Origin of the sequence: Mumia sp. (genome assembly GCF_028803055.1) — a bacterium.
GTDB lineage: Bacteria > Actinomycetota > Actinomycetes > Propionibacteriales > Nocardioidaceae > Mumia.
Genome location: NZ_JARBCJ010000256.1, coordinates 1 through 3542, shown reverse-complemented (window position 1 = coordinate 3542; position 3542 = coordinate 1). Strand labels below are relative to the sequence as shown.

Genomic DNA, 3542 nt, shown 5'->3' with positions numbered 1-3542 from the left:
GGGGCGGGCGCGTCGACCCCCGGACGATCCGCCGGATGGTCCACTCCCGCCTCGCCGACGTCGACGACGCCCCCGACCTCGGCCCGCACGGACTCCGCCACACCGCCGCCACGCACCTTCTGGAGGGCGGCGCCGACCTGCGCAGCGTCCAAGAGCTCCTCGGCCACGCGTCGCTCGCGACCACCCAGCTCTACACCCACGTGAGCTCCGAGCGGCTGCGCAGCGCCTACGCCCAGGCACACCCGCGGGCCTGACCAGCAGTGCGAGAGACTCTTCCCGCGTCGGGCGGGGCAGCCGCGACGAAGTAGGCTGCCTGTGGAGCGCCTTCCTACCGGCGGACCATCAGCACCTGGTGCGTCCCCTCCCGCGCCGCGCGCGGGCTCGTAGGACTAGACCCCCCAGCACGCCGAACCATCCTGGGAAGCGGGATGGTCGAACGCAGGAATGGAGCCTCGGAGTTGGACTCGAAGGTCATCTACACCCACACGGACGAAGCGCCGCTGCTCGCGACGTACTCGTTCCTCCCGATCATCCAGGCCTACGCGGCCAAGGCGGGCGTCACGGTGGAGAGCCGCGACATCTCCCTCGCCGGGCGGATCCTCGCGCAGTTCCCCGACCGCCTCCCGCCCGAGCAGCAGGTCGGTGACGCCCTCGTCGAGCTCGGCGACCTCGCGAAGCGGCCCGAGGCCAACATCATCAAGCTCCCCAACATCAGTGCGTCGGTTCCTCAGCTGAAGGCCGCCATCACCGAGCTGCAGGGCCAGGGGTACGCGATCCCCGACTACCCCGACGATCCGTCGACCGACGAGGCCCGCGACGTGCGCGCCCGTTATGACAAGGTCAAGGGCAGTGCCGTCAACCCGGTGCTCCGCGAGGGCAACTCCGACCGCCGGGCGCCGGCGTCGGTCAAGCAGTACGCCCGCCAGCACCCGCACTCGATGGGTGCGTGGAGTGCCGACTCCAAGACCAACGTCGCACACATGGACTCGGGCGACTTCCGGTCCAACGAGAAGTCCGCCGTGATCGACAAGGACGGCTCGCTGCGGATCGAGCTGGTCGCCGAGGACGGCTCGACCACCGTGCTGCGCGAGTCGGTGCCGGTGCTCGCCGGCGAGGTCGTCGATGCGACCGCCATGGACGTCGCCGCACTGCGTGAGTTCCTGACCGCGCAGATTGCGCGGGCGAAGGCGGAGGGCGTCCTGTTCTCCGTCCACCTCAAGGCCACGATGATGAAGGTCTCCGACCCGATCATCTTCGGGCACGTCGTGCAGGCGTTCTTCCCCGAGCTGTTCGCCGAGCACGGCGAGGCGCTCGCCGCGGCCGGCCTGAGCCCCAACAACGGTCTCGGCAGCATCGTCTCCGGTCTCGGGACGCTCCCGGCCGACAGCCGCGATGCCGTGCAGGCCGCGATCGAGCAGGGGATCGCGGACGGTCCCGCGCTCGCGATGGTCGACTCCGACAAGGGGATCACCAACCTGCACGTCCCGAGCGACGTCATCGTCGACGCGTCCATGCCCGCGATGATCCGTACCTCGGGTCACATGTGGGGACCGGACGGCGTCGAGGCCGACACGCTGGCGGTCATCCCCGACAGCAGCTATGCCGGCATCTACCAGGTCGTCCTCGACGACTGCCGGGCTCACGGCGCGTACGACCCGACGACGATGGGCTCCGTACCCAACGTCGGCCTCATGGCGCAGGCAGCAGAGGAGTACGGCAGCCACGACAAGACGTTCGAGATCCCCGCTGCCGGCACGGTCCGCGTGACCGACCAGGACGGCTCGGTCGTCTTCGAGCACCCGGTCTCCCAGGGCGACATCTGGCGCATGTGCCAGACCAAGGACGTCCCGATCCGCGACTGGGTCAAGCTCGCCGTGACGCGGGCCCGGGCCACCGGCGCCCCTGCGGTCTTCTGGCTCGACGAGTCGCGGGCGCACGACCGCAACCTCATCGAGAAGGTGACGACCTATCTCGCCGACCACGACACCGACGGTCTCCAGATCGAGATCATGTCCCCGGTCGACGCGACGGCGTTCTCGCTGGAGCGCATCCGCAAGGGCGAGGACACCATCTCGGTCACGGGCAACGTCCTCCGCGACTACCTGACCGACCTGTTCCCGATCCTGGAGCTGGGGACGAGCGCCAAGATGCTCTCGGTGGTGCCGCTCATCAACGGAGGTGGTCTCTTCGAGACCGGCGCCGGCGGCTCGGCGCCCAAGCACGTGCAGCAGCTCATCAAGGAGAACTACCTTCGGTGGGACAGTCTCGGCGAGTTCCTCGCCCTGGCCGTCAGCCTGGAGCACCTCGCCCAGGTCACCGACAACCCGAAGGCTCAGGTTCTCGCCGACACGCTCGACCGAGCGACCGGCACCTTCCTCAACGAGAACAAGTCGCCCAGCCGCCGCGTCGGCGGGATCGACAACCGTGGAAGCCACTTCTATCTCGCGCTCTACTGGGCGCAGGAGCTGGCCTCTCAGACCGAGGACGCCGAGCTCGCGGCGGCGTTCGCGTCGTTGGCAGAGCAGCTCGCTGCCAACGAGCAGGCGATCACCGAGGAGCTCATCGGGGTCCAGGGCTCGCCCGTGGACATCGGCGGCTACTTCCGCCCCGATGACGCACTCGCGTCGTCGGTCATGCGGCCCTCGAAGACCCTGAACGACGCGCTGGCGGCACTCGGCTGACAGGCCGCCGCTGACGATGAGACCCGCCGGGTGCGCACCCGGCGGGTCTCGTCGTCTACAGCACGGAGGTCGGATCCACCGGGTGTCCCTCGTCGACGACCATGACGTGAAGGTGGCAACCGGTCGAGAAGCCGGTGGACCCGACCGACCCCACGACGGTGCCTGCCTCGACCGACGTGCCGGCGGCTGTGCCCGGCCGGATCAGATGGTTGTAAGTGGTCGACAGCCCGCCGCCGTGCTCGACCACCACTCGGTTGCCGTACGCGGGGTCGTACCCCGAGCCGACCACGCGTCCCGCCGCCGCCGACCGGACCGGCGTCCCGCACGGGACCGCGAAGTCCGTGCCGTCGTGCAGTCGGAGCTCTCCGGTGACCGGGTGCACGCGCATCCCGAACGGGGAGCTGATCGGACCGTCTACCGGATGGACCAGCCCTCCCGGGGTGCCACGTCCCAGTGCCGGGGTCGGCGGCGGCACCGGTGGCGGTCCGTACGGCGTCACGAGCCGCACCGCAGCCGCACGGCCGAGGAGCGCGAGCGGATCGGCGTACGCGCGCCCGTGACGACGACCGAGGTGCAGGCAGGCGACGGGAAAGCAGGGTCCGCCCGCGAGGAGGACCCTTCCGAGGACGGCGCCGCGAGCGACGCGGTCGCCCTTCACGACGTCGGCGCCGACCGGTTGGTACGTCGAGCGCACGCCGCCGTGGTCGACGCTGACCACCTCGACGCCGGCGACCCGGCCGGCGAACGCCACCACCCCGCCGTCCACCGCCCGGACGATCGCGCCCGGCGCCGCAGCCAGGTCGACCCCGCGGTGACCGGCGGCGTACGGGCCGGTGGGGGCCTCGTAGGCGCGGACGATCG

3 protein-coding genes are annotated in these 3542 nt (G+C 70.6%); 2 read left to right on the top strand and 1 reads right to left on the bottom strand.

From position 1 onward, the window contains the following. Together PV363_RS16625 and PV363_RS16620 are read left to right on the top strand one after the other, a co-directional pair. Positions 1-254, top strand: a 254-nt coding sequence (locus PV363_RS16625) for a tyrosine-type recombinase/integrase (protein WP_301022929.1), incomplete at its 5' end; no start/stop codon positions are given. Positions 255-458: 204 nt separating this feature from the next. Next, positions 459-2681, top strand: coding sequence for an NADP-dependent isocitrate dehydrogenase (locus PV363_RS16620; protein ID WP_255561178.1), 2223 nt, complete (start codon positions 459-461; stop codon positions 2679-2681). A gap of 55 nt (positions 2682-2736) precedes the next feature. On the opposite strand, the gene PV363_RS16615 is transcribed toward PV363_RS16620, so the two are convergent. Beyond that, on the bottom strand, positions 2737-3542 hold an 806-nt coding region (locus tag PV363_RS16615; RefSeq protein WP_301022928.1), incomplete at its 5' end, for a peptidoglycan DD-metalloendopeptidase family protein.